Annotated in this window: 18 protein-coding genes; 7 read left to right on the top strand and 11 right to left on the bottom strand. The window is 70.5% G+C overall.

Annotated features, from left to right (window positions below; genetic code table 11):
• Window positions 1–3: 3 nt before the first annotated feature.
• Entirely contained in the window at window positions 4–1,167 is a 1,164-nt protein-coding gene (locus AAIB33_RS14365) for an acyl-CoA dehydrogenase family protein (protein ID WP_345803443.1), read from the bottom strand.
• Window positions 1,168–1,349: 182 nt separating this feature from the next.
• On the opposite strand from AAIB33_RS14365, the gene AAIB33_RS14370 reads away from it, so the two are divergent.
• Window positions 1,350–2,960: a choice-of-anchor I family protein gene (locus AAIB33_RS14370; RefSeq protein WP_345800644.1), complete on the top strand. Its 1,611-nt coding sequence runs from the start codon at window positions 1,350–1,352 to the stop codon at window positions 2,958–2,960.
• Between the two features lie 62 nt (window positions 2,961–3,022).
• Here AAIB33_RS14370 and pulA read toward each other — a convergent pair whose 3' ends face one another.
• On the bottom strand, window positions 3,023–9,103 hold the full coding sequence (pulA, locus tag AAIB33_RS14375; RefSeq protein ID WP_345800645.1) for a pullulanase-type alpha-1,6-glucosidase: 6,081 nt from the start codon (window positions 9,101–9,103) through the stop codon (window positions 3,023–3,025).
• A gap of 185 nt (window positions 9,104–9,288) precedes the next feature.
• A complete protein-coding gene (locus tag AAIB33_RS14380; protein WP_345800646.1) occupies window positions 9,289–10,467 on the bottom strand; it encodes a thiolase family protein in 1,179 nt (392 codons plus the stop codon).
• A 599-nt stretch (window positions 10,468–11,066) separates the two neighbouring features.
• Here AAIB33_RS14380 and AAIB33_RS14385 point away from each other — a divergent pair.
• Window positions 11,067–11,555, top strand: coding sequence for a type VI secretion system tube protein Hcp (locus tag AAIB33_RS14385; protein ID WP_345800647.1), 489 nt, complete (start codon window positions 11,067–11,069; stop codon window positions 11,553–11,555).
• Between the two features lie 22 nt (window positions 11,556–11,577).
• On the opposite strand, the gene AAIB33_RS14390 is transcribed toward AAIB33_RS14385, so the two are convergent.
• From AAIB33_RS14390 to AAIB33_RS14410, 5 genes are all read right to left on the bottom strand, one after another.
• Window positions 11,578–12,033 (bottom strand): hotdog fold thioesterase, encoded by a 456-nt coding sequence (locus tag AAIB33_RS14390; protein WP_345800648.1) that lies wholly within the window; start codon window positions 12,031–12,033, stop codon window positions 11,578–11,580.
• Complete coding sequence (locus tag AAIB33_RS14395; protein ID WP_345800649.1) at window positions 12,030–13,202, bottom strand: bifunctional 2-methylcitrate synthase/citrate synthase; 1,173 nt, start codon at window positions 13,200–13,202, stop codon at window positions 12,030–12,032. Before AAIB33_RS14395 ends, AAIB33_RS14390 begins: the two co-directional genes overlap by 4 nt.
• Before the next feature lie 99 nt (window positions 13,203–13,301).
• A complete protein-coding gene (prpB, locus tag AAIB33_RS14400; protein WP_345800650.1) occupies window positions 13,302–14,201 on the bottom strand; it encodes a methylisocitrate lyase in 900 nt (299 codons plus the stop codon).
• A 121-nt stretch (window positions 14,202–14,322) separates the two neighbouring features.
• Window positions 14,323–15,849, bottom strand: a complete 1,527-nt coding sequence (locus AAIB33_RS14405; protein WP_345800651.1) for an MmgE/PrpD family protein — start codon at window positions 15,847–15,849, stop codon at window positions 14,323–14,325.
• Window positions 15,846–16,520 (bottom strand): GntR family transcriptional regulator, encoded by a 675-nt coding sequence (locus tag AAIB33_RS14410; protein WP_345800652.1) that lies wholly within the window; start codon window positions 16,518–16,520, stop codon window positions 15,846–15,848. The genes AAIB33_RS14405 and AAIB33_RS14410 overlap by 4 nt, the downstream gene beginning before the upstream one ends.
• A 280-nt stretch (window positions 16,521–16,800) precedes the next feature.
• On the opposite strand from AAIB33_RS14410, the gene AAIB33_RS14415 reads away from it, so the two are divergent.
• From AAIB33_RS14415 to AAIB33_RS14435, 5 genes are all read left to right on the top strand, one after another.
• Window positions 16,801–17,901 (top strand): hypothetical protein, encoded by a 1,101-nt coding sequence (locus tag AAIB33_RS14415; RefSeq protein ID WP_345800653.1) that lies wholly within the window; start codon window positions 16,801–16,803, stop codon window positions 17,899–17,901.
• Window positions 17,902–18,046: 145 nt separating this feature from the next.
• Window positions 18,047–18,970, top strand: coding sequence for an ABC transporter ATP-binding protein (locus AAIB33_RS14420; protein WP_345800654.1), 924 nt, complete (start codon window positions 18,047–18,049; stop codon window positions 18,968–18,970).
• Window positions 18,967–20,586, top strand: a complete 1,620-nt coding sequence (locus AAIB33_RS14425) for a polyketide antibiotic transporter (RefSeq protein ID WP_345800655.1) — start codon at window positions 18,967–18,969, stop codon at window positions 20,584–20,586. The genes AAIB33_RS14420 and AAIB33_RS14425 overlap by 4 nt, the downstream gene beginning before the upstream one ends.
• Before the next feature lie 8 nt (window positions 20,587–20,594).
• Window positions 20,595–21,053, top strand: coding sequence for a helix-turn-helix domain-containing protein (locus AAIB33_RS14430; RefSeq protein WP_345800656.1), 459 nt, complete (start codon window positions 20,595–20,597; stop codon window positions 21,051–21,053).
• A gap of 23 nt (window positions 21,054–21,076) precedes the next feature.
• A complete protein-coding gene (locus tag AAIB33_RS14435; protein ID WP_345800657.1) occupies window positions 21,077–21,607 on the top strand; it encodes a ribonuclease H in 531 nt (176 codons plus the stop codon).
• 6 nt (window positions 21,608–21,613) lie between these two features.
• Here the strand turns inward: AAIB33_RS14435 and AAIB33_RS14440 are convergent, their stop codons facing one another.
• The 3 genes from AAIB33_RS14440 to AAIB33_RS14450 form a co-directional block, all read right to left on the bottom strand.
• Window positions 21,614–22,096, bottom strand: a complete 483-nt coding sequence (locus tag AAIB33_RS14440) for an NUDIX domain-containing protein (RefSeq protein WP_345800658.1) — start codon at window positions 22,094–22,096, stop codon at window positions 21,614–21,616.
• A 191-nt stretch (window positions 22,097–22,287) separates the two neighbouring features.
• On the bottom strand, window positions 22,288–23,301 hold the full coding sequence (locus AAIB33_RS14445; protein WP_345800659.1) for an aldo/keto reductase family protein: 1,014 nt from the start codon (window positions 23,299–23,301) through the stop codon (window positions 22,288–22,290).
• A gap of 56 nt (window positions 23,302–23,357) precedes the next feature.
• Window positions 23,358–24,233 carry an aldo/keto reductase gene (locus AAIB33_RS14450; protein WP_345803444.1) on the bottom strand — a complete coding sequence of 292 codons (876 nt, stop codon included), beginning with the start codon at window positions 24,231–24,233 and terminating at the stop codon, window positions 23,358–23,360.
• Window positions 24,234–24,265: the final 32 nt, after the last annotated feature.

Here is a 24,265-nt window from a genome sequence, read left to right on the forward strand (position 1 = left end):
ACGCTAGCCGAGGAGCTCGCGGCCGATGATGACGCGCATGATCTCGTTCGTGCCCTCGAGGATCTGGTGCACGCGGAGGTCGCGCACGACCTTCTCGATGCCGTAGTCCGACAGGTATCCGTAGCCGCCGTGCAGCTGCAGGGCCTCGTTCGCGACGCGGAAGCCGGCGTCGGTCGCGAACCGCTTCGCCATGGCGCACTGCATCGCGGCGTCGGGCGCCTTCGTGTCGAGGGCGAGGGCGGCGTCGCGCACGAGAGCCCGCGCCGCACGCAGCTCCGTGGCCATGTCGGCCAGCGCGAAGACGACGCTCTGCTTCTCGGCGAGCGGCTCGCCGAACGTGAAGCGCTCCTTGACGTACTGCACCGCCCGATCGAGCGCCCACTGCGCGCCGCCCAGGGAGCAGGCTGCGATGTTGATGCGCCCGCCGTTGAGCGCCGACATCGCGACCTTGAAGCCCATGCCCTCGCCGCCGAGCACGGTGGCGGCGGGCACGCGCACCTCGTCGAGGATGACCTGGCGCGTCGGCTGCGCCTTCCAGCCCATCTTCTGCTCCTCCGGCCCGAAGGACAGGCCGGGGAGACCATCGGGCACGAGGAACGCCGTGATGCCGCGGGCGCCCGCCGCGCCCGTGCGGGCCATGACGATGTAGACGGACGACTCGCTCGCACCCGAGATGAACTGCTTGACGCCGGTCAGCACGTACTCGTCGCCCTGCCGGATCGCGCTCGTCGTGATGGCGGCGGCATCGGAGCCCGCGCCGGGCTCGGTGAGGCAGTACGAGCCGACATCGCGCATCGAGACGAGCCGAGGAAGCCACTCCTGCCGCTGCGCCTCGGTGCCGTAGACGTCGATCATCCACCCGACCATGTTGTGGATGGTGATGTATGCGGCGATCGACGGGTCGGCCTTCGCGAGCTCTTCGACGATCGCGACGGAGTCCGCGCGGGAGAGGCCCGTGCCGCCGACGTCTTCGCGGATGTAGAGCCCTCCGAGCCCCAGCTCCCCTCCGTGCGCCAGAGCGTCGCGCGGGAAGATGTGCTTCGCATCGCGCTCGATCGCCTGAGGCGCGAGCTCGGCGGCGGCGAACTCGCGCACGGCGTCGAGGATGGCGGCGCGCTCGTCGGGGGTCAGAGTTGGGCTGGGTGCGGTGGCGACCGGGATTTCCATCGTCATTGTGCGACTTCCTTGTGGGACGGCATTGTCACTGTGTGCAGTTTACATGGACGTCCTACTACTTGCGAGGGCCTCCAGACGATGCACAGCGTCGCCGACCGTTCACCTCGACGTCACCGGGGGTCGATAGCACGGAGGGGCGTGCGCCCGCACGCCCCGACCACCCGAGGATCCACATGCCTTCGTACCTTCGACGACCAGCCCTGCTCGTCGCCGCCGCTGCCGCCAGCTGCGCGCTCGCGCTCACTCCCGCGATCGCGGCGTCCGCCGAGATCGTCTCCCACCCCGTCGAGTACTCCGCCGACGACGCCGCGATCTCGCTCGCCCCCGTCGGCAGCTTCGACACCGGCGTCTTCGACGAGTCGGCGGCCGAGATCGTCGCCCACTACCAGGACCGCCTCTTCGTCGTGAGTGCGAAGGCGGGCACCGTGCAGGTGCTCGACTTCTCGGACCCGGCCGCGATCGCGAAGAAGTACGAGATCGCGTCCGACGGCGTCGCGAACTCCGTCGCCATCCGCGCCGACGGCCTGGGCATCGCCGCCTTCGAGGCGCTCACGAAGACGGACCCCGGCCATCTGGTGTTCTTCGACGCCCGCGCCGAGCAGCCGACGATCCTCGGCTCCGTGACCGTCGGCGCTCAGCCCGACAACGTCGTCATCACGCCGGACGGCCGCTACGCGCTGACGGCGAACGAGGGCGAGCCGGCCGACGACTTCTCGACCGACCCGGAAGGCTCGGTCTCCGTCGTCCGACTCTCGACCCCGAAGGTCGTCGCGTCCAGGCAGAAGGACGTCTCGACCGCGGACTTCCACGCGTTCGAGGACGGAAAGCTCCCCGAGGGGGTCCGCGTCTTCGGCCCCACTCCGCACGGCGCCGACCACCCCGTCTCGCGCAACCTCGAGCCGGAGTACATCTCCGTCGTCGGCAACAACGCCTACGTCGCGCTGCAGGAGGCGAACGCCGTCGCCGTCGTGCAGATCCCGTCGGCGCGGGTCACCGGCATCCATCCGCTCGGGTACAAGGACTACAGCGTCGAGAAGCTCGACCCGAGCGACCGCGACAACGTCTTCGCACCGCGCAGCTACGCGGGCCTCTACGGCATGTACATGCCGGACGGCATCAACGCGTATCAGGCCGACGGCGCGTCCTACCTCGTGACAGCCAATGAGGGCGACGCCCGTGAGTGGGGCTCGTACGTCGAGGGCGCACGCGCCGGCTCGCTGCCGATCTGCGCCGACAGCCCGCTCAAGGGCAAGACCGGCAATGCCGACCTCGGCCGGCTGAACGTCACGAAGGAGCTCGGCTTCGACGCCGCGAAGGGCTGCTACTCGAGCCTGTACGCCTTCGGCGCCCGCTCGTTCTCGATCTGGACCACCGACGGCGACCAGGTGTTCGACTCGGGCTCGCAGCTCGAGGAGATCACGTACGCGGCCGACCCCGCGCACGTGAACTCGAACCACACGGAGGCCAACTTCGAGGGACGCAGCGACGACAAGGGCCCCGAGCCGGAGAACCTCACGATCGGGCAGGTCGACGGACGCACCTACGCCTTCATCGGGCTCGAGCGCGTGGGCGGGGTCGTCGTCTACGACATCACGGTGCCGGCGCAGTCGTTCTTCGTCACGTACCTCAACAACCGCGACTTCTCCGACAACAGCGGAGATCTGGGCCCCGAGGGCCTGTCGTTCATCCCCGCGGCCGAGTCGCCGACGGGCACGCCCCTCGTCGCGGTCGCGAACGAGGTGTCGGGCTCGACGACGCTCTTCGAGGTCGCCGTCACCCGCTGATCCCACGGAAGAGGCCGGGCGACCCATGGGGTCGTCCGGCCTCTTCTGCTGTCGGCTGGAACTCAGAGGATGACGACGGGCAGCGGCACGACCGAGCGCGAGTCGGCCCAGCCTTCGCCGCCGGTGAACGACACCCGCAGCAGGTGCGTCCCGCGCGCGAGCTTCGGCAGCGAGATGCTGATCGCGCCCTTCGCCGCGGCCTCGACCGGGGCGGTCGCGATGATCTTGCCGTTCTCGGTGACGGTGACCGTGCCCTGGGGCGCGGATCCGTCGGCAGCGACGACCTTTCCGACGATCTTCACCGTCGTGCCCGCCTTCGTCACGATGGGGCTCGGCGCGGCGAACAGCGACGTCGCGATGGGCTCCTTGTCGACGAGCACGGCCACCGACCGCGCGGGCACCGTGACCGCTCCGGTCGCGGCATCCCACGTCGTCGTCTTCACGACGGCATCCGAGCCGTTCCCGAGCGCAGGCGTCAGGGCGAAGCCGCGTCCCTTGAGCGCCGGGATCGTCTGCGTCGTGGCCTCGGGCGACGCGTTGAAGACGACGAGGGCGCCCTCGAGCTTCGGGTCGACATCCTTGCCGACGAGGTCGTCGACGAGCATCGTGATGACGCCGGGCGTGGCATCCACTCCGCTGTTCGGGAAGCTGACCTTCTTCTCGATGAGATCGGCGGACCCGAGACGCAGGAGCGGCACCTCGCTGCGCACGCGGAGCAGATCGAGAGCGGATGCCTCGGCCGCGGCCATGTCGGCCGGCCCCGGCTTGAGCGCGGGGTTCGCCAGCAGCGGCTGCAGGATGCTCCAGCGGTCGCCGTTGTCGGCCTGACTCGGCAGGCCCGAGCCGAAGGTCGACTCCTGACCCGTCCAGTCGATGCGGTTGAACCAGTCGCCGGAGTTGTAGCTGTTGTCGTCGAGCGACTTGGAGCGCAGGAGCTCCGTGCCCGCGTGCCAGAACGAGGGCGACTGAGACAGCGTCACGGTCGCGAGCTCGAGCGTGTTCATGCGGACGCGGTCGGCCATGCTCGTGTCGGTCGGGAGCTTCAGCACCGACAGGTCGTACAGCGTGTTGTTGTCGTGCGCGTCGACGTAGTTGATCGTCTCGTCGGGCTGATCGGCATAGCCCGCCGGCGCTCCGTTGTAGTCGAGCTCGTCGCCCGCCTTCACGGTGCCGTCGGCGGCCGTCAGGCGGAAGTCGCGCAGGTTGCCCGTCAGGCCGATCTTCACGAGGTCGGTCAGCGTGCCGAGGCGCGCCAGCTGCTGCTCGGGCGTGCCGTCGGCGCCGTGCCCGTTGGGGTCGGTCCCGAGGCCCGTGCCGAAGCCCTGCTCGTACGTCGAGTCGCGCACGGGGCTGCCGCCGTGCACGCCGTCCCGGAGGCGGTCGTTGAAGGTGCCGATGCCGGTGCCGCCGAGCTGGCCCTGCGTCGCCTGCTCGAAGAGGGCGTTGTTCGCGACCTCGCCGAAGTTCCAGCCTTCGCCGTAGAGGTAGATCGCCTTGCCGTCGACGCCGTCCTTCTTGAGCGTCAGGGAGTCCAGCGCCGCGCGGATCGCGAGCATGTTCGCCTTCGACGCGTGGCCCATGAGGTCGAAGCGGAAGCCGTCGACCTTGTACTCGCGGGCCCACGTGACGATCGAGTCGACCATGAGCTTCTGCGCCACCTCGTGCTCGGTCGCGACGTTCTGGCAGCACGTCGAGGTCTCGACGTTGCCGGCCGCGTTGAGCCGCTGGTAGTACCCGGGCACGACCTGGTCGAGCACCGACGTCGGAGCCTGGCCCGACGCGGCGGTGTGGTTGAACACCTCGTCGAGCACCACCTGGAGGCCGAGGCCGTGCAGCGCGCCGACCATCGAGCGGAACTCGCCGACGCGGGCGCCGCCGTTCGGGTCGGTCGCGTACGAGCCCTCGGGCACCGAGTAGTGGTACGGGTCGTATCCCCAGTTGAAGGCGTCCGTCGCCGCCACGGCGCCGACGCACTCCTGCTGCTTCGGCGAGTCGGCCGGCAGCGACGCGAGGTCGCACGCGGGCGTCTGCTGCTTCGCCTTGTCCTCCTCGATCGAGGCGATGTCGAACGACGGCAGCAGGTGGACGGTGTTGATGCCGGCGTCGGCGAGCTGCTTCAGCTGCGCCGTCCCCGCGCTCTTCTGCGTGAAGGCGAGGTACGTGCCGCGGAGGTACTCGGGCACGGTCTCGTCGGTGGCCGAGAAGTCTCGGATGTGCAGCTCGTAGATCGCGTGGTCGACGGGACGCGCGACCACCGGGGCCGCCGTCTTCTCCCACTGCTTCGGCTTCCACTGCTTGTCGTCGAGGTCGACGGCGACGGAGCGCGTCGAGTCGACCGTGAGCGCGACGGAGTAGGGATCGGTGACGGCGTTCGTCTCGATCTTCCCCGTCGTGGGGGCGTAGACGGCGACCTCCCAGAGGTACTCGTCGCCCTTCAGGTCGGTCTTGCCCTTGACGGTCCAGGTTCCGGATGCCGCGTCCCACGTCGCCTCGTGGCGCACCGGGTCGCCGCTGGCGGCCCCTGAGCCTGTCGCGGGGTTCCACGTCAGGAGCGTCGCCGTCTGCGCGGTCGGGGCCCACAGCCGGAACGTGGGCTTGCTGCCCTGGAAGGTCACGCCGAGGTCGAGCTTCTCCACCGCCGACGCGTAGAGGTCATCGAGGACACCGGGGATCTGCACGCCCGTGAAGGCCGTCAGCGCGCCGGCCGCGCTGCGCTGAGCGACCATGAGCTGGCCCTTCAGCAGCGCCGCGACGGCATCCCGATCCTGATCCTCCACGTGAAGCGCGATGTACGACGCGAGCGCCGGGAACGTCGCCTTCTGCTCCGCCGTCAGCCCGCCCGCGAGGCGGGTGAGCGTGACGGGGTCCGCGCCGCCCGTGACCTCGCGGTCGGGCGTGACGCCGAGCGTCGCATCCTTCGAGGAGTAGAGCTGCCACGTCGCATCGGCCGCCTTCGAGCCCAGGTCGGCGGGCCACGCGATCGTGGCGGCGTCGATCCAGTGCGCGCGCAGCTCGCCCGTGCCGGCGAGCGGCGGGTCGGCCGACTTCACCGTGAGGATGTGCGTCGCGATGTCGTAGCGGAACGTCGTGACCTTGCCGGCGGTCGCGCTGAACGAGATGTTCGCGCCGCCGGGCGCGCCGCCCGCGCCGTAGTTCTCGTCCCACGAGCGGTTGTGCGCGACCTTGACCTCGTACGAGCCCGTCGGCAGATCGTCGGTCGTGAACTGGAAGACGCCGTCGCCGTTCTGGTCGAACATCATGCTCGCGAGGCAGTCGGGCTGCCAGTCGCCGGGGCAGCCGAGCTCGCTCTGGAGCGAGCCGGGAAGGGTGATGACGGGTCCCTGGTCGGTCGACGTGATGTTCTTCGTGCGCGGATCGAAGAAGAACTCGATCGGGCCGCCCGTGTGGGTGATCGTGATGTTCGAGCCGCCCGGCACGCCGCCGGCGCCGTAGTTCTCGGCCCAGCTCTTCTCCGTCGCGATCTTGTACTCGTAGGTGCCCGCCGCGAGGTCGTCGAGCTTGAGGTGCCAGATGCCGTCCTTCTTGGTCATCTGCACCTGGGCGCAGTCGGGCTGCCAGTCGCCGGGGCATCCCGCTTCGCTGTTGAAGCCGCCGGGCACGCTGACGTTCGTGTAGTTCGTCGGCTCCTGGGGCTCGGGCTCCTCGGGGGCCTCCGGCTCATCGGGCGTCGCGGTGAGGTCGACGCGGTTGCCGACCGACGCGAACGTCGAGTCGGCCGAGCGGTGCCCGGCGGCGTCGGTCGACACGGCCCGGTACTCGACGAGCGTTCCCGCCGCGAGACCCGCGATGTCGTGGAAGACGCCGGGCTGCGTGTCCTCGGCGGTGCCGAGGGCGTGCCACTCCGTGCCGCCCGCGACGCGCCACGAGAAGCTCGTCTCGCGCCACGAGTCGTCGGCCTGCGCCGACACGGCGACCGAGCCGGTCAGCGCCGCGCCCGCACCCGGAGCCTTGACCGTGATCGGCGCAGCCTCGGCCGGTGCCGAGACGGGCCGGTCGGCCTTGAAGACGCGGGTCGAGAGAGCGGGGACGGTGATGGATGCCGCGGCCGAGGCATCCGTCGTCACGGCGTTCCCTCCTCCGTAGATCGGCGTAAGGGTCGCGCCGGCCGTGAGGGTCTTCAGCGAGACGGTCTGATCGGTGGTCGCGTTGTTGCTCGCGACGAGGTACTCGACCTTCGCGTCGCGATCCACGCGGGAGAAGGCGTACACGCCCGCGCCGTCGGCGACGTAGCGCTCGATCTGGGCACCGTTCACGAGCGCGGGGTTCGCGTCGCGGAGGGCGGACAGCTCGGCGATGTGCTCGTAGACCGGCGCGGTCGTGGAGTAGCGGTCCTGAGAGCCGAGCGTCTCACCCGTGACGAGCGGCTGGTTCTCGTACTCGGGAACCTGGCTCGCGAAGAGCGTCTGCCGGGCCGCACGGTCTCCGCCCGTGCCGGCGAAGCCCTGCTCGTCGCCGTAGTAGACGACGGGCTGGCCGCGGCTGAGGAACAGCAGGTCGTGCGCGAGCTCATCGCGCTGCAGCTGGCTCGACTTGCCGTTGAGGAAGTAGCCGATGCGGCCCATGTCGTGGTTGCCGAGGAAGGTCGGCAGCGCCGTCGCCGAGGAGTCGGGCGTGGTGTAGTGGTCGTCGCCCGCGAAGAGGGTGCTGAGCCCCTTCGCCGTGCCGCCGCCCGCGTACGAGCTCGCCGCGGCCTGGAAGGTGAAGTCGAGCACCGAGTTCATGTCGGTCTTGCGGATGTACGGGGCGAGCTTCGTCGGGTCGGCGTCGTAGACCTCGCCGAACATGAAGAAGTCCGGCTTGCCGTGGCTGTGGGCGTAGTCGAGGACCTTCGTGGTCCACTTCTGCCAGAACTCGAAGTTGACGTGCTTGGCCGTGTCGATGCGGAACCCGTCGATGCCGAGGTCGATCCACGTGTCGTAGACGTCGACGAACCCGTTCACGACCTTGGGGTTCTCGGTCATGATGTCGTCGAGCCCGACGAAGTCGCCGTACGTGACGGACTCACCGGCCCACGTCGAGTCACCGCGGTTGTGGTACAGCGTCGGGTCGTTGAGCCACGCGGGAACCTTGACGTTCTTCTCGGCGTCCGCGATCACGGGCGTGTAGGGGAACGACGTCGCCGGATCCATCGCGGGGAAGGAGTCGGTGCCGGCGTAGGTCGCGGGGTCGAAGGCGTTGCCGTCGGCATCCTTGTAGGGGCTGGTCTTCTGGTCGACGTACGCGTTCGTGCCCTGCTGGTAGGAGATGACGTCGGCCGTGTGGTTCGTGATGATGTCGAAGTAGACCTTGATGCCCTTGGCGTGGGCGGCGGCGATGAAGTCCTGCAGCTGCTGGTTGGTGCCGAGGTGCGGATCGATCTGCGTGAAGTCGGTGATCCAGTACCCGTGGTAGCCGGCCGACACATCGGCGCCCGAGCCCTGGACGGGCTTGTTCTTGAAGCTCGGCGTGAGCCAGATGGCGCTCGTCCCGAGGCCCGAGATGTAGTCGAGGTTCTGCTGCAGGCCCTCGATGTCGCCGCCGTTGTAGAAGCCGGTGCTCGTCGGGTCGAAGCCTGTCGTGAGGCGGTCGCCCGTGAGGCCGCCGGTGTCGTTCGACGCGTCGCCGTTCGCGAAGCGGTCGGTCATGACGAAGTAGAACTGCTGACCGCTGCCGGCCTGGCGCGCCGGCGCCGCGACGAGGGCGTCGTCGGCTGCCGAGTAGCCGCCCCGCAGCGACGTCACGTCGATGCCGATGCGGTGCGACGTGTCGTCGAACGTGAAGCGCAGCGTCGAGGGTCCCGCGACGGTCAGCGGGATGTTCGATCCGCCCTTGGCGCCGTCGGCGCCGTAGTTCTCGTCCCACGAGTCGTTGACAGCGACCTTGTACTCGTACGAGCCCGCCGGAACCTGGAATTCAGCGGAGTAGAGCCCGGCATCTCCCGTCGGGGCGAGCTCGGTCGCGGTGCATTCCGGCTGCCAGTCTGCCGAGCAGCCGAGCTCGTCCTGCAGGCTTCCGACGAGGGCGAACGTGCGGTCGGCCGCCGCCGCGGGAGCGGCGAGGGCGGTGACGCTGCCGGTCAGGACCAGGGCGGCAGCGGCGAGAGAGGCGAGCACGCGGCGGCGTGCAGTGGTCGTCTTCGACACGAGATGAGCTCCCAGGATGCGGGGGCACGGCGACGTGCCCACAGGCGATGCTTGCGACGCTATAAGCGTTCTCCCAGGATTGCAAGCGCTTACATCATGAGAACGGCCTCATCTTGTTCGCGGACCGCTGCGAAGTCGCAAGCGCTTCCAGCCGGGCGCGTACGGTGACCGGTGGCCGGTGCCCGTCAGAGCCGCTCGATGATCGTCGCGTTCGCCATGCCGCCGCCCTCGCACATCGTCTGCAGGCCGTAGCGGCCGCCCGTCGACTCGAGGTGGGCGAGGAGCGTGCCGAGGAGGCGGGTGCCCGAGGCTCCGACGGCGTGGCCGAGCGCGATCGCGCCGCCCCACGGATTGAGCTTCCCGGGATCGGCGCCCGTCTCGCGCAGCCACGCGAGCGGCACCGACGCGAACGCCTCGTTCACCTCGTACGCGTCGAGGTCGTCGATCGTGAGGCCGCTGCGCTCGAGGATGCGCTGTGTCGCGGGGATCGGTCCCGTGAGCATGAGCAGAGGGTCGTCGCCGACGACGGCGAACGAGTGGAACCGGGCACGCGGCGTGAGCCCGAGCACGACGGCCTTCTCCTCGCTCATGATGAGGACGCCGGATGCCGCGTCCGTGAGCGGCGAAGAGCTGCCCGCCGTGATCTTCCACTCCAGGTCGGGGAAGCGCTCGGCGAGCGCGTCGGTGCGGAAGACCGTCGGCAGCGTCGCGAGACCCTCGACGGTCGTCGCCGTGCGGATCGTCTCGTCGCTGCGCACGACTCCCCCGTCGGTCGGGACGGGAAGCACCTGGCCGTCGAAGCGGCCGTGGGCCGAGGCATCCCCCGCCCTTCTGTGCGACTCCGCGGAGAAGGCGTCGAGCTCCTCGCGGCTGAGGCCCCACTTCTGCGCGATGAGCTCGGCTGACACGCCCTGGTTGACGAGACCCGCGGGGTAGCGGGATGCGATGCCGGGCGCGAGCGAGCCGCCCTGACGGGAGGAGCCGAGCGGCACGCGGCTCATCGACTCGACGCCGCCCGCGATGGCGATGTCGTAGGCGCCCGCGATGATCCCCTGCGCTGCGAAGTGCGCCGCCTGCTGGCTCGAGCCGCACTGCCGGTCGATCGTCGTCGCGGGAACGCGCTCGTCGAACCCCGCCGCGAGCACGGCCTGGCGCGCGATGTTCATCGCCTGATCGCCGATCTGGCTCACGCAGCCGAGGATGACGTCGTCGACCTGCGTCGACTCGAGTCCATTGCGCGCGAGCAGCGCGTCGAGGACGAAGGCGGCGAGATCGACGGGATGCTCCGCCGACAGCGCTCCCCCGGGCTTGCCCTTGCCCGATGGCGTGCGGACGGCGTCGACGATGACGGCGGTGCGGGTCATGCCTCCATGATCCCCCCGCGCGGACGGGTGCGGGCGGCGGGCACGGCATCCCGCACGACATCGCCGGGGATCGCCACGTCGTCGGATCCAACCGCGGCGGGTCGCCCCGACGTTGCGCGGATCTACGACGCAGTGGCGGGCGGGCGCGCGGGCGCCGGGCGCGGCATCCCGCACCACATCGTCGGGGATCGCCACATCGTCGGACCCAACCGCCGCGGGTCGTGCCGACGCTGCGCTGATCTCCGACGCAGTTGCGGCACGCGCCCGGGTGCGGCATCCCGCACCACGTCGTCGGGAATCGCCACGTCGTCGGACCCAACCGCGGCGGGTCGCCCCGATGCTGCGCGGATCTCCGACGTAGTGGCGGGCGGGCGCGCGGGCGCCGGGCGCGGCATCCCGCACCGCACCGCCGGGGATCACCACATCGCCGGGGATCGCCACGTCGTCGGACCCAACCGCGGCGAGTCGCCCCGACGCTGCGCGGATCTCCGACGCAGTGGCGGGCGGGCGGGCGGGCGCGCGGACGCCGGGCGCGGGCCCCTGGCGCCCCCGCAAGCCACGTGGGAGGCTGGCGCCGAGGGCGCGCGGAAGGGCGAGACATGGCAGTCGACATCTACCTGCAGCTTCCGGGCATCCCCGGAGCGTCCGTCGAGCGCGACCACGAGGACTGGATCGAGGTCAGGAGCGCGAGCTGGGGCGTCGAGCAGGCCGGAGCAGGCCCGGGCGGGCCGGGCGGCGGGCCGGGGCGCGTCGGGCGGGCGACGCAGCATCCCCTCGTGGTCACGGCCGCGACCTCGATCGCATCGCCGCTCATCTTCGAGGCGATCACGAAGGGGACGAACCTGCCCACCGCCGAGCTCGAGGTCGTGCGGCGCTCCGACGGGCGGGGCGCCGTCGTGGTGCGGTGGGAGTTCGCCGAGGTGCGCCTCATGCGGCTGGACGTGTCGGGCGCGGAGGCGGGTTTCGACGACGTCTTCGAGATCGTCGCCAAGCGCGCGCGGCTGTCGGTCGTGCCGGTCGACGACCGCGGCGGAGCCGGCCAGCCCGTCACGCGCGGCTGGGACTTCGCGACGCATCAGGCCTGGTGAGGCATCCCGTCGCTGCGCCTCGTCAGCCCCGCGTCTCGGCCGTGCCGTAGGTCGAGCGCTGCTCGATCACCGCGAGCGTGCAGCGCGAGACGCACACGAGCTTGCCCGCGTCGTCGACGATGCGGATCTCCCAGACCTGGCTGCGGCGGCCGAGCGCGGCGGGAGTCGCGGTCGCCGTGACCCAGCCCGAGAAGACGGGCCGGATGTGGTTCGCGTTGATCTCCTGGCCGACGACGTGGAACCTCTCGCGGTCGACGGTGAGGAATCCGGCCCACGACGCGATCGTCTCGGCGAGCGCGACGGATGCCCCGCCGTGCAGGACGCCCGCCGGCTGAACCGTGCGACGGTCGACCGGCATCCGCGCGACGAGCGCGTCCTCGCGCACCTCGACCATCTCGATCCCGAGCGTGTCGATGAGGGTCTCGCCCGCCATCGCGTTCAGGTCGGCGGCCGAGGGCTCCGTGTGCCAGATGCTCACACCGCCGCCTCTTCCGGCCGGTCGGCGGCCCCGGCCTGCGCGGCATCCGGAACATATCCCTCGATGTGCCGCTCGTCGGGACCGTTGTACGCGGACAGGGGGCGGATGAGGGCGTTGGATGCCGTCTGCTCCATGATGTGCGCGGTCCAGCCCACGACCCGCGCTGCGACGAAGAGCGGCGTGAAGGTCAGGGTGTCGAAGCCCATGAGGTGGTACGCGGGGCCCGAGGGGTAGTCGAGGTTGGGGTAGATCCCCTTGCGCGAGACGAACTCGCTCTCGAGCTCGTCGTACAGGGCTGCCAGGTCCTGCGCGTCATAGTGCTCGACGAGCGTGTCGAGCGCGGCCTTCATCGTCGGCACGCGCGAGTCGCCCTTCTTGTACACCCGGTGCCCGAAGCCCATGATCTTGCGCTTCTCGGCGAGTGCGTCGTCGAGCCACGGCTTGACGTTCGCGGCTCCGCCGATCTCGTCGAAGATGTGCATGACGGCCTCGTTGGCGCCGCCGTGAAGCGGACCCTTGAGCGCTCCGATCGCGCCGACGACCGCGGAGTAGAGGTCGGCGATCGTCGACGTGATGACGCGGGCCGTGAACGTCGAGGCGTTGAAGGAGTGCTCGGCGTACAGGATCATCGACACGTTGAACGCGGCCGCGACCGTCGCGTCGGGCTCCTCGCCGAAGGTCATCCAGAGGAAGTTGTGCGCGTAGTCGAGGTCGTCGCGGGGCGCGATCGGCTCCTCGCCGCGGCGGCGGCGCTGGTCGTACGCGACGATCGCAGGCAGCTTCGCGAGGAGGCGCTTGGCCTTGCCGAGGTCGGACTCGCGGGAGTTGTCGAAGGCGGCGGGATCGGATGCCCCGAACACCGACACGGCGGTGCGCACGACGTCCATGGGGTGGGCGCTGAGCGGCAGCAGGTCGATCGTCTGCTTGATGTTGTCGTCGAGCACGCGGTTCGCCCGCTCCTCGGCGACGAACGCGGCGAGCTCGTCGTCGGACGGCAGCTCGCCGTACCAGAGGAGATAGGCGACCGCCTCGAACGACTGCGTCGCCGCCAGCTCCTGCACGGGATAGCCGCGATACAGGAGCGAGTTCGTGTCGGGATTGACCTTCGAGACCGCCGTGTAGTCGACGGTGACCCCCGCGAGGCCCTTCTTGATGTCGGTGTCGGTCATTTCTCTCCTCTAAGTGGCTGGCATGTCCCGATTTCGCTCACACCGGGGCTCGATATCGATGGGAATCGGGACGCGAAGGCCGGAAATCGGGACATGGAGTCAGCGGCTGATCTGGAAGTTGAAGACGTCCTGGTCGAAGTGGTTGTACTGCTCGTAGTCGATGAGGTCGTAGAGGTCGGCGCGGTGCTGCATCTCGCCGAGCTTGGAGGTGAGATGCCCTTCGTCGACGAGCGTGTCGAGGGCACGGGATGCTGCGCCCATAGCAATCCGCAGCAGCGAGACCGGCCAGATCACGATGTTGACCCCGACATCGCGCAGCTGGTCGACACTGAAGAGATCGGACTTCCCGAACTCGGTCATGTTGGCGAGGATCGGCACGTCGATGGCGGCGCGGACGGCGGCGAACTCGTCGAGGGAGCGCATCGCCTCGGGGAAGATCGCGTCGGCCCCGGCATCCACCAGCGCCTTCGCGCGGTCGATCGCGGCATCCATCCCCTCGACGGCCCGGATGTCGGTGCGCGCCATGATCAGGAAGTTCGGGTCGCGGCGGGCGTCGGCGGCGGCGCGGATGCGCTTGATCGCGGTGTCCTCGTCGACCACGGCCTTGCCGTCGAGGTGGCCGCACCGCTTGGGGTTGATCTGGTCCTCGATGTGGGTGCCGGCGAGCCCGGCGTCTTCGAGGGTCTGGATCGTGCGCGCGACGTTCATCGGCTCGCCGAACCCGGTGTCGGCGTCGATGATCGCCGGCAGGTCGGTCATGCGGGCGATCTGCTGCCCGCGCCCGGCGACCTCGGTGAGCGTCGTGAGACCGATGTCGGGCAGGCCCAGGTCGGCCGACAGCACGGCGCCCGAGATGTAGACGCCCTCGAAGCCCTTCCGCTCGATGAGCCGCGCGGACAGCGGGTTGAAGGCGCCCGGGAAGCGCAGGAGCTCCCCCGACGCGAGCCGCTCGCGGAAGAGGCGGCGCTTCTCGGCCGCCGGCGTGGTGGAGTAGAGCATCACACGGCTCCCGTCTCGCGGAGTCCGGAGATTCCGACGAAGTTCGGACGAATCGGCGCCATTCCTCCGAAGCTCGCGCGATTCTCCGGAGTTCGGGCGGCCGGGCAGGGGGCGCAGCTCATCAGAAGAGGCCCTTCGGCGCCGGCGCGCCCGCGAGCACGCCGAGCTGCGCGACGATTGTGAGCTGCCGCACCTCTGCGGGGGTCAGCTCGGGCAGGCGCTCGGCGAGGTCGAGGAAGCGCTCGATCTCGTCGCCCGAGAGGACCGGCTGCGCGAGCAGACGGAACTTGCGGACGTAGTCCTCGCGCGCGAACGGGCGCGCCCCGAGCGGGTGGGCGTCGGCGACGGCGATCTCGTCGACGAGCTCGCCGCCGTCGGCGAACGTGATGACGACGCGGCCGCCGAAGGCCTTCTCGTTGGGGTCGTCGGAGTGGTAGCGACGCGTCCACTCCTCGTCCTCGGCCGTCGTGATCTTGTTCCACAGGGCGACGGTGTCTTCGCGCGCGGCGCGCGACGGCGTGTACGAGTCGACGTGGTGCCAGCCGCCGTCCTGCAGCGCGACGGCGAAGATGTACGGGATCGAGTGGTCGAGCGTCTCGCGGGATGCCGTCGGGTCGTACTTCTGCGGGTCGTTGGCACCCGACCCGATCACGTAGTGCGTGTGGTGGCTCGTGTGCAGCACGATCGAGGCGACGTTGTCGGGCGCGAACGCGTCCGGGTGCTCGCGGTGCAGCTTGCGGGCGAGGTCGATCCACGCCTGCGCCTGGTACTCGGCGGAGTGCTCCTTCGTGTACGAATCGAGGATGCCGCGCTTCGCCTCACCCGCCGCTGGGAGCGGCACCTCGTACGAGGCATCCGGCCCGTCGAGCAGCCACGCGATGACGCCGTCCTCGCCCTCGTAGATCGGCGACGGCGACGTCTCGCCGCGCATAGCCCGGTCGACCGCCTCGACGGCCATCTTCCCGGCGAACGCGGGGGCGTGCGCCTTCCACGTCGAGATCTCGCCCTTGCGGCTCTGGCGGGTCGCGGTCGTCGTGTGCAGCGCCTGGCCGACGGCCTGGTAGATCGTCTCGACCGGGAGGCCGAGCAGAGTCCCGATGCCGGCGGCGGCGGACGGGCCGAGGTGCGCGACGTGGTCGATCTTGTGCTTGTGCAGGCTGATCGCGCGCACGAGGTCGATCTGGATCTCGTAGCCCGTCGCGAGGCCGCGCACGAGCGCCGCGCCGTCGGCGCCGACGTGCTGTGCGACCGCGACGATCGGCGGGATGTTGTCGCCCGGGTGCGAGTACTCGGCGGCGAGGAACGTGTCGTGGTAGTCGAGCTCGCGCACCGCGACGCCGTTCGCCCACGCCGCCCACTCCGGCGACGTGCGCCGCTCGAGGGCGCAGCCGAACACCGTCGCGCCGTCGCCGCCGATCGAGACGGCGTGGTCGAGCGCCTGCTGGCGCGCCGCGCTGACGGGCGCGCGCGTGAGGGATGCCGCCGCGACCGCCGCGTTGTCGATGACCCGGTTGATGATCATGTCGACGACCTCGGGCTCGACCTCGACCGGGTCGGCCGCGACCTCCGCGATCTTCCAGGCGAGCTGCTCCTCGCGCGGCAGCGGCTCTTCGCTGCGGTAGACGCGGACGTGATGCGTGACGGTCATGCTGCTCCCTGGTGGTGGTGAGGTGTGGTCGCCGAGCCGGCCTGCGCGTCGAGGGACTCGAGGATGCTCGCGAGCGCGTTGTGCAGGTGCACGTGGGTCGCGTGGGCGGCGAGATCGGCGTCGCGTGCCGCGATCGCGGAGGCGATGAGACGGTGCTCCGAGATGGATGCCGCGAGCCGGCCGGGATTGTCGCGCGCGAGCCGGCGCACCCGCACGAGATGGGTGCGCACGCTCCGCAGCGCCGAGGTGAGGTAGTCGTTGGCGACGGCGGCGTCGAGGGCCTCGTCGAACCGCGCGATGAGCGCGTAATAGTCGTCGGTGGCCGCGGCGCCGTCGACCGAGGCCGCGGCGAACTCGCGCGCGAGGTCGCCGAAGTCGTCGGCCGCGGCCCGCTCGGCGGCGAGCCTCGCAGCCGTCTCCTCCAGCGCGCGCCGCACCTCGAAGAGCTCGCGGATGTCGCCGGCATCCACGTCGCTGACGACCGTGACGCGCGGCGACTGCTGCACGACGAGCCCGTCGGCGGCGAGACGGCCGAGCGCTTCGCGGAGCGGCGTGCGGCTCACGCCGAGGCGTGCCGCCTGCTCCACCTCCGCGAGGACGGTGCCGGGGGCGAGCCTGCCCGATTGAATCTCGTCGAGGAGGGTCAGGTAGGCGCGATCGCTCGCTCGCATCTGCCACCTCCCTCGCCGGTCTCGCGCCTCATTGTATACATAGGCGCACCTTTGCGGCTCAGATCGCCGGCATCCATTGCACTGGGTATACAGCTCATTCCCACCCCCAGCTCTTAACCAGATTCGGCCGTCGGAAGCAAGGGGGCGACGCGCCTCGGCGATGACGGCTTACTTGATGACAGGTCCCTCGCCGGCGCTCCACCCGAACCCGAGCCGAGGCGCCGGCTGGTCGACCCATTGCTTGGGAGCGCAACCGGCGCGCCTTGGGGAAGGAAAGATGATGAAGCACTTGGGGAGGGCTCTCGCGTGCGCCGCGGCGGCCGCGGTGCTGGTGACGGCTCCGCTCATCGCGGCACCGGCCATGGCCGATCAGGGGGCGGCGCCGCCCACGGCGGCCGAGACGAAGGTGGTGGTCTGCAAATACATCACGACGCCCGGGGAGGGCGAAGTGCTGCAGACGGGGCAGAATCCGATCGAGGTCAGCGTCAATGCGCTTGGCGACGGCTTCGCCGGCGCATTCCCGTACGTCTTCACCGACGCGCAGGTGAAGTCGATCGCGATCGGCTGGGTCGGCGCGGGACTCGGCATCACCGACTGCCCGGGATACCGGCCGCCGCAGCCCGAGAACCAGCCGCTCTCCGACAGCCGCACCACGTCGACGTGCACGCAGCCGCTCGACGGCACGCGCACCGAGATCGTCGGAGCGCGGACGGGCACACGCACCTATGTGTGGGACGGGGATTCCTGGGAGCCGCAGGACTCCTGGGGCGAGTGGACGGTGACCTCCACGAAGGTCACTCCCGACCCCGCGTGCGCGCCGGATACCGTTCCGGTCCCGGCACTGTTCAGCGTCGCGCCACAGCCCCCGACCTGTGGGAGCGACGGGAGCCTGCCGGCACTCGTCACGCTCGAGCACGTCACGCTGACGTGGGACCGGCCGTTCGACGGGCCCGGCACCTACACGCTCACCGCGACCGCGACGGACGGGTACACGTTCGCCGACGGCACGACCGTGAAGACGAAGGAGTTCACCGTCGCCGCGGCTCTCGGCTATCAGAGCGACGCCCCCGACGCGCCGTGCTTCCGCGAGGAGCAGACGCCTCCGCCGGCCGGCGAGACACCGGGGACACCGACACCCGGAACCACCACCGGGACGCCGACCGGGACGACACCCGGAACCACCACCGGGACGCCGACCGGGACGTCGACCGCGACGACCACGGGCACGACCCGCGCGTCGACGACCGCCGCGTCGACCGGCTCCGACCTGGCGACGACCGGGAGCCGGGGAGTGTCGCCGCTCGTGCCCGTCGGTGGAGCGGTCGTGCTCCTCATCGGGATCGCGGCGACGGCGTACGCAGCCCTGCACCGTCGGGCCTGACCGCGACCAGGGCGGGGCTCGCCCCCCGCCCTGGTGCGGTGCAGTCCCGTGCTTGCGAGGGAGCCGCCACACGCCTCGCGAGGGAGGTGTGAGGATTCCGTTAGGAATATTCACAATCTTGTGAAATCGGCGTAGCGTCCCGCTCATGTCCACCACCATCCGCACCTCCGGCCTCGTCAAGCGGTACGGCCGGATGAACGCCCTCGACGGACTCGATCTCACCGTCGAGCAGGGTCAGGTCCACGGCTTCCTCGGCCCGAACGGCGCGGGGAAGTCGACGACGATCCGCATCCTCCTCGGACTCGCGAGAGCGACGTCGGGCGAGGCATCCGTCTTCGGTCTGCATCCGTGGAACGACTCCGTCGCGATCCACCGCCGCGTGGCGTACATTCCCGGCGATGTCAGCGTCTGGCCCAACCTGTCAGGCGGAGAGGCGATCGACCTGCTGTCGCGTCTGCGCGGGGCCGACCGCGGCGACGCCGTCTACCGGTCCGAGAAGGAGCGCCTCATGGAGGCGTTCCAGTTCGACCCCCGGAAGAAGGGCCGGACGTACTCCAAGGGCAACCGGCAGAAGGTGGCGCTGATCGCCGCGTTCGCCGTGCCGGCGGACCTCTACATCCTCGACGAGCCGACGAGCGGATTGGATCCCCTCATGGACGTCATGTTCCGTCGCGAGGTCGCGCGCGTCAGCGCGGCCGGTGCGACGGTGCTGCTGTCGAGCCACATCCTGTCGGAGGTCGAGCAGCTGTGCGACCGCGTCTCGATCATCCGTGCGGGCCGCGTCGTCGAGACCGGCACCCTCACCGACATGCGGCACCTCACCCGCACCGAGGTCTCGTACGAGGGAATGGATGCCGCGCCCCTCGCGACGCTCCCCGATGTGCACGACGCGGTCGTCGACGACGGACGCGTCCGGTTCACCGTCGACAGCGACCGCATCGCCTCCGTGCTCCCCGAGCTCGGCCGCCTGGGCGTCGCGGGCCTCCGCGTCGCGCCGCCCTCGCTGGAAGAGCTGTTCCTGCGGCACTACGGCGACGACCTCGCCGTGCTGGAGGGGAGCCGGCGATGAGAAGGCTCTCGACGCTGCTCGGGCAGCGGCTGCGTCGTGACTGGCTGCAGCTGACGCTGTGGATCGTCGGCACCGTGGCGCTCGCTCTCGCCGGCCTCAACGGCGCCGCGACCACGTACGGCTCGGAAACCGAGCGCACGGCACTGCTGGCGACGGTCATGGCCAATCCCGTGATCCTGCTGTTCCGCGGTCTTCCCTCGGGGCCCGACGAGTCCGCCTTCATCGTGTTCCTGCTGATGCCGTTCCTCGTCATGATGGCGGCGTTCATGAGCACATTCCTCGCGGTGCGTCACACGCGGGGCGACGAGGAGGCGGGACGACTCGAGCTCATCGCCGCCACGAGCGCCGGTCGCACCGTGCCGACCGTCGCCACGATCGTCCACGGCGTGCTCGCGAACGTCGTGCTGGGCGCACTCGTGACTGTCGCATTCCTGGCCGGCGGGTCGCAGACGGAGGGATCGCTGCTCGCCGGATTCACCGCGGCGTGCGGCGGCCTGACCTACTTCGGGGTCGCCCTGCTGTCGGCGCAGCTCGTGCGCACGTCGCGCGGCGCGAACTCCCTCGCCGTGTGGGTGCTCGTGGTGAGCTTCTTCATCGCGGGCATCGGCAACGCGGTCGGAACCCCGAGCGACGACCTGACCCACATGGAGAGCTCCTCGCTCACGTGGTTCTCCCCCTTCGGCTGGGCGGAGAACACGCGCGCGTTCGACGAGAACCTGTGGTGGCCTGCGCTGCTGTGCCTCGGGGCGTTCGTCGTGCTCGCCGGAGCCGCCCTCGCTCTGCAGACGGTGCGCGACCTCGGCGCGAGCATCCTCCCCGAGCGCCTCGGACGCTCGAACGCGCGGCCGGCCCTGTCGTCGACCACGGCGCTCGTCACGCGGCTCGCGACGCCGTCCGCGATCGGCTGGGCAGCGGGCGCCTTCTTCGCCGGCGCGCTGTCAACCTCGCTCGGATCCGTCGTTAACCAGATGGGCTCGGACAATCCGGCCGTCGCCGACATGCTCAAGGCCCTCTCGGCCGAAGCCGACCTCGAGCAGGCCGTCGTCGTCGTCTTCTTCACGATGGTGGGCCTGCTCGCGGCCTGCGCGGCCGTGCAGACCGTGGCCCGTGCGCGGCAGGAAGAGGCGCACGGCACGGCAGAGCCCGTGCTCGCCTCCCCGGTCGACCGCGTCCGCTGGCTCGCCGACTTCGTCGTCATCGGGTTCGTGTCGGTCGTGCTCACGTGCGCCGCGGGCTTCGTCGGCGCCTGGGCGGGCGGGGCGGGCACGGACAACGGCGCCGACCTCACCCGCAGCGCGTTCGTCGCCGCGGCCGGGCAAGTGGTGGCCGCATCCGTCTTCCTCGTGCTCACCGCGCTCATCTTCACGGTCGCACCGCGGTGGACGATCCCACTCGGCTGGACCCTCGTCACCGCCGCCATCGTGTTCGGGCTGTTCGGACCGCTGCTCGGCATGCCCGACTGGGTCACCAACCTCTCGCCCTTCTCCGTAGCACCCGTGCCGAGCGGGGACGAGGTGGACCTCCGCGGGATGTGGTGGCTGCTGGTCGCCGTGGCGGCGGGAGCCGTGGCATCCCTCTCCCTCATGCGCCGGCGCGAACTGGCCCCGGCGGGATAGGAGGCGACGTGGGGACGGAGCATCCCGGAATCGACCCTGCCGAGCAGGCGGCCGCGATGATGACGGCCGCCGGGATGCCGCGCATGCCCGCGCGCGTCATGATGGCGCTCGTCGCCGCGCCGGCCGACGGGTATACGGCAGCCGATCTGGGTGAGCGTCTCGGGGTGTCGGCGGCCGCGATCTCGGGAGCGGTCCAGTACCTGCAGCGCGTGCACTTCATCCGGCGCCGCGCCGTGCCGGGCGACCGGCGCGACCGCTACGAGATCGTGCCCGAGGTCTTCTACGACTCCATGACGACCAACACGACGCTCTACGAGCGCACGGCCGAGCTCATGGACCGCATCGCGGAGGAGGCGGGCGACGATCACGCCGCACACGACCGCTCGCGGGAGATGGCCTCGTTCTTCCGATTCCTCGCGAAGCGGATGCCGGAGCTCGTCGCGGAGTGGGTGGACTCACGCGGGTGAGCCCGGCCGGTAGCCTTGCCCGAGTGACTTCGGACGATCGCTACATCGTGGCCACCGACGGCGCCTGCAAGGGCAACCCCGGACCGACGGGCTGGGCGTGGGTCGCCGAGGACGGGCACTGGGCCGCCGGGTCCCTCGTGACGGGCACGAACAACATCGGCGAGCTGCTCGGACTCCTCCGCGCGATCGACGACCACCGCGACGTCGACAACCTCGTGGTGCAGGCCGACTCCAAGTACGCGATCGACACGTACACGAAGTGGATGGACGGCCACCGCCGCCGGGGCTGGAAGACCTCCACCGGCGCACCGACGAAGAACGTCGACCTGCTCGAGCAGCTCATCGAGGCGCGCGACGCCCGCCGGGCCGCCGGCCGTCCCGACGTCGTGCTGGAGCACGTGCGCGGACACTCGGGGCACGTGCTCAACGCGTGGGCGGACGAGCGCGCCGTGCGCGCGTCGGAGCACGCCGCGAAGGGCATCGAGTCGGCCTGGTCGTCGCTCGGCGCGCAGGACCGCATCGACGTGTCGACACGCCCCAAGAACGGGCGCTGACCGCGCTCAGCCGCCCGCGGCCTCGGCGAGGTGCTCCTCCAGCGCATCCACCGCGGGGCGCTGACCCTTCACCAGGCGCGCGCGGGCGTCGGCCAGCGGCATCCACTCGGCTCTGTCCACTTCGGGGAACGACTGGCGACGGCCCGACCGCGGCGGCCACTCGAGCTCGAACTCGCCGAAGGCGAACTCCGTCGCCGTGAAGTCGGCCCCGTCGGCGACGAAGACCGTGATGCGCTTGCCCGACGAGTAGCTCCAGGTGCCGAGCTCGGCCACCGGAGTGTCGGGCGGGGCGACGCCGAGCTCCTCCTCGAACTCGCGGCGGGCGGCATCCAGGGGCGTCTCGGAGTCGGGGTCGTACTCGCCCTTGGGGATCGACCAGGCGCCCTCGTCCTTCGCGGCCCAGAACGGGCCGCCCATGTGCGCGATGAGGACCTCGGCCGCGCCCTCGCGCAGTCGATACAGCAGCAGCCCCGCGCTGTGGACCGGCATCCCGACTCCCTTCCGCAGAAATGCGGAGATGTGCGCTTTTGCGGACGGATCGGTGCGATCCGATCCGACATTACGCACATCTCCGCAATTCGGCACGCGGGTAGGGGGTGGGGCGGGGGCGCGCGGACGCGGGCGGGTGGGGGCGCGCGGGCGCGGGAGGGGCCCGGCGCCCGCGCCCGGGCGTCAGCGGGTCAGGCCGGGCGGCCCTTCGGCGAGACCTCGTAGGTCTTCTCGGGGTCGCGCTCCGCGACGCCGCCGAGGGCCTCGTCGATCGCGGCCATCGTGTCCGCGTCGAGCTTCACGCCCGAGGCCTTCACGTTGTCGGCGATCTGCTCGGGACGGGATGCTCCGACGAGCGCTGCCGACACGTTCGGGTTCTGCAGCACCCACGCGATCGCGAGCTGCGGCATCGTGAGCCCCGCGTCCGACGCGATCGGCTTGAGCTTCTGCACGGCCTCGAGCACGTCGTCGCGGAGCAGGCGCGAGATGAACTGTGCGCCGCTCTTCTCGTCGGTCGCGCGTGAGCCCTCGGGCACCGGCTGACCGGGCAGGTACTTGCCCGACAGCACGCCCTGCGCCATCGGCGACCAGACGATCTGCGAGATTCCGAGCTCCTCCGACGCGGGGATCACCTTCTCCTCGATGACGCGGTACAGCGCGGAGTACTGCGGCTGGTTGGAGACGAGCTGGAACTTCAGCTCCTTGGCCAGCGCCGCGCCCTCGCGCAGCTGCTCGGCCGTCCACTCCGAGACGCCGATGTAGAGCGCCTTGCCCTGTCGGACGATGTCGGCGAAGGCCTGCATCGTCTCTTCCAGCGGCGTCTCGTAGTCGTAGCGGTGCGCCTGGTAGAGGTCGACGTAGTCGACGCCGAGGCGCGAGAGCGACCCGTTGATGCCGTCCATGATGTGCTTGCGCGAGAGTCCCTGATCGTTCGGCCCCTTGGGACCGATGGGCCAGTAGACCTTCGTGAGGATCTCGAGCGACTCGCGCCGCTGACCCTGGATGGCCTTGCCGAGCACGACCTCGGCCGCCGTGTTCGCGTACGTGTCTGCGGTGTCGAAGGTCGTGATGCCGGCGTCGAGGGCCGCGTGGACCGTCGCGATCGCCGCACTGTCGTCGACCTGCGAGCCGTGGGTCACCCAGTTGCCGTAGGTGATCTCCGAGACCTTGAAGCCGCTGTTGCCGAGGTACCGATATTCGACCATTTGCTGATTTCTCTCCTGATTGGTGCCCGGCGCGGGCGCACCGGGCGATGTCGCCGTCAGAGCGAGGAGTCGAGCTCGGCTCGTTCGGCGGACGTGAGGACCAGGTCCGCGGCGAGCGCGGAATCCTGGATGCTGGCGGGCCGGGATGCCCCGGGGATCGGGATGACGCCGGGTGCGAGCCCGAGCTCCCACGCGAGGGTGACCTGCTGAGGGCTGACCCCGCGCTCGTCGGCGATGCGCTGGAAGGCGCCGAACGTCGTCGAGGCGTCGCGGTTGCGGCCGATCCCGCCGAGCGGCGACCAGGGCAGGAACGCGATCCCGTGCGCCGCGCAGTGGTCGAGCTCGGCGCGGCTCGAGCGGAACACGGGCGAGAACTGGTTCTGCACCGAGGCGAGTCGCCCGCCGAGCACCTCCTGCGCGATCCCGATCTGCGCGATGTCGGCGTTCGAGATGCCGGCGAGCTCGATGACGCCCTCGTCGAGGAGGTCGCGCAGGGCGCCGACCGAGTCGGCGTAGGGCACCTCGGGATCGTGGCGGTGGAACTGGTAGAGCCCGATGGCCTCGACCCCGAGTCGCCGGGCCGACGCCTTCGCGGCCTCCTTGAGGTACTCGGGCCGCCCGCTGCGGCGCCACGGCCCCCCGCCTGAGCCGGGCGGACGCTGCAGGCCGCCCTTCGTCGCGACCAGGACAGCCGACGTGTCGCCGCCATACGAGGCGAGCGCCTTCGCGACGAGTCGCTCGTTGTGCCCCGGCTCGCCGTCGGACGGCAGGTGGTAGGCGTCCGCGGTGTCGATGAAGGTGATGCCGGCGTCGAGAGCCGCGTGGATCGTCGCGACCGCCTGCTCGGGGTCGGGCCTGCCCTCGATCGACATCGGCATGCCGCCGATTCCGATGGCGCTGACGGTCCGGGTTCCGATCGTCCTGAGCTGCATGTCGCCTTCCGCCGCGTCGTCCTGCCCTGACA

This window comes from Microbacterium sp. AZCO (assembly GCF_039614715.1).
Taxonomy (GTDB): domain Bacteria; phylum Actinomycetota; class Actinomycetes; order Actinomycetales; family Microbacteriaceae; genus Microbacterium.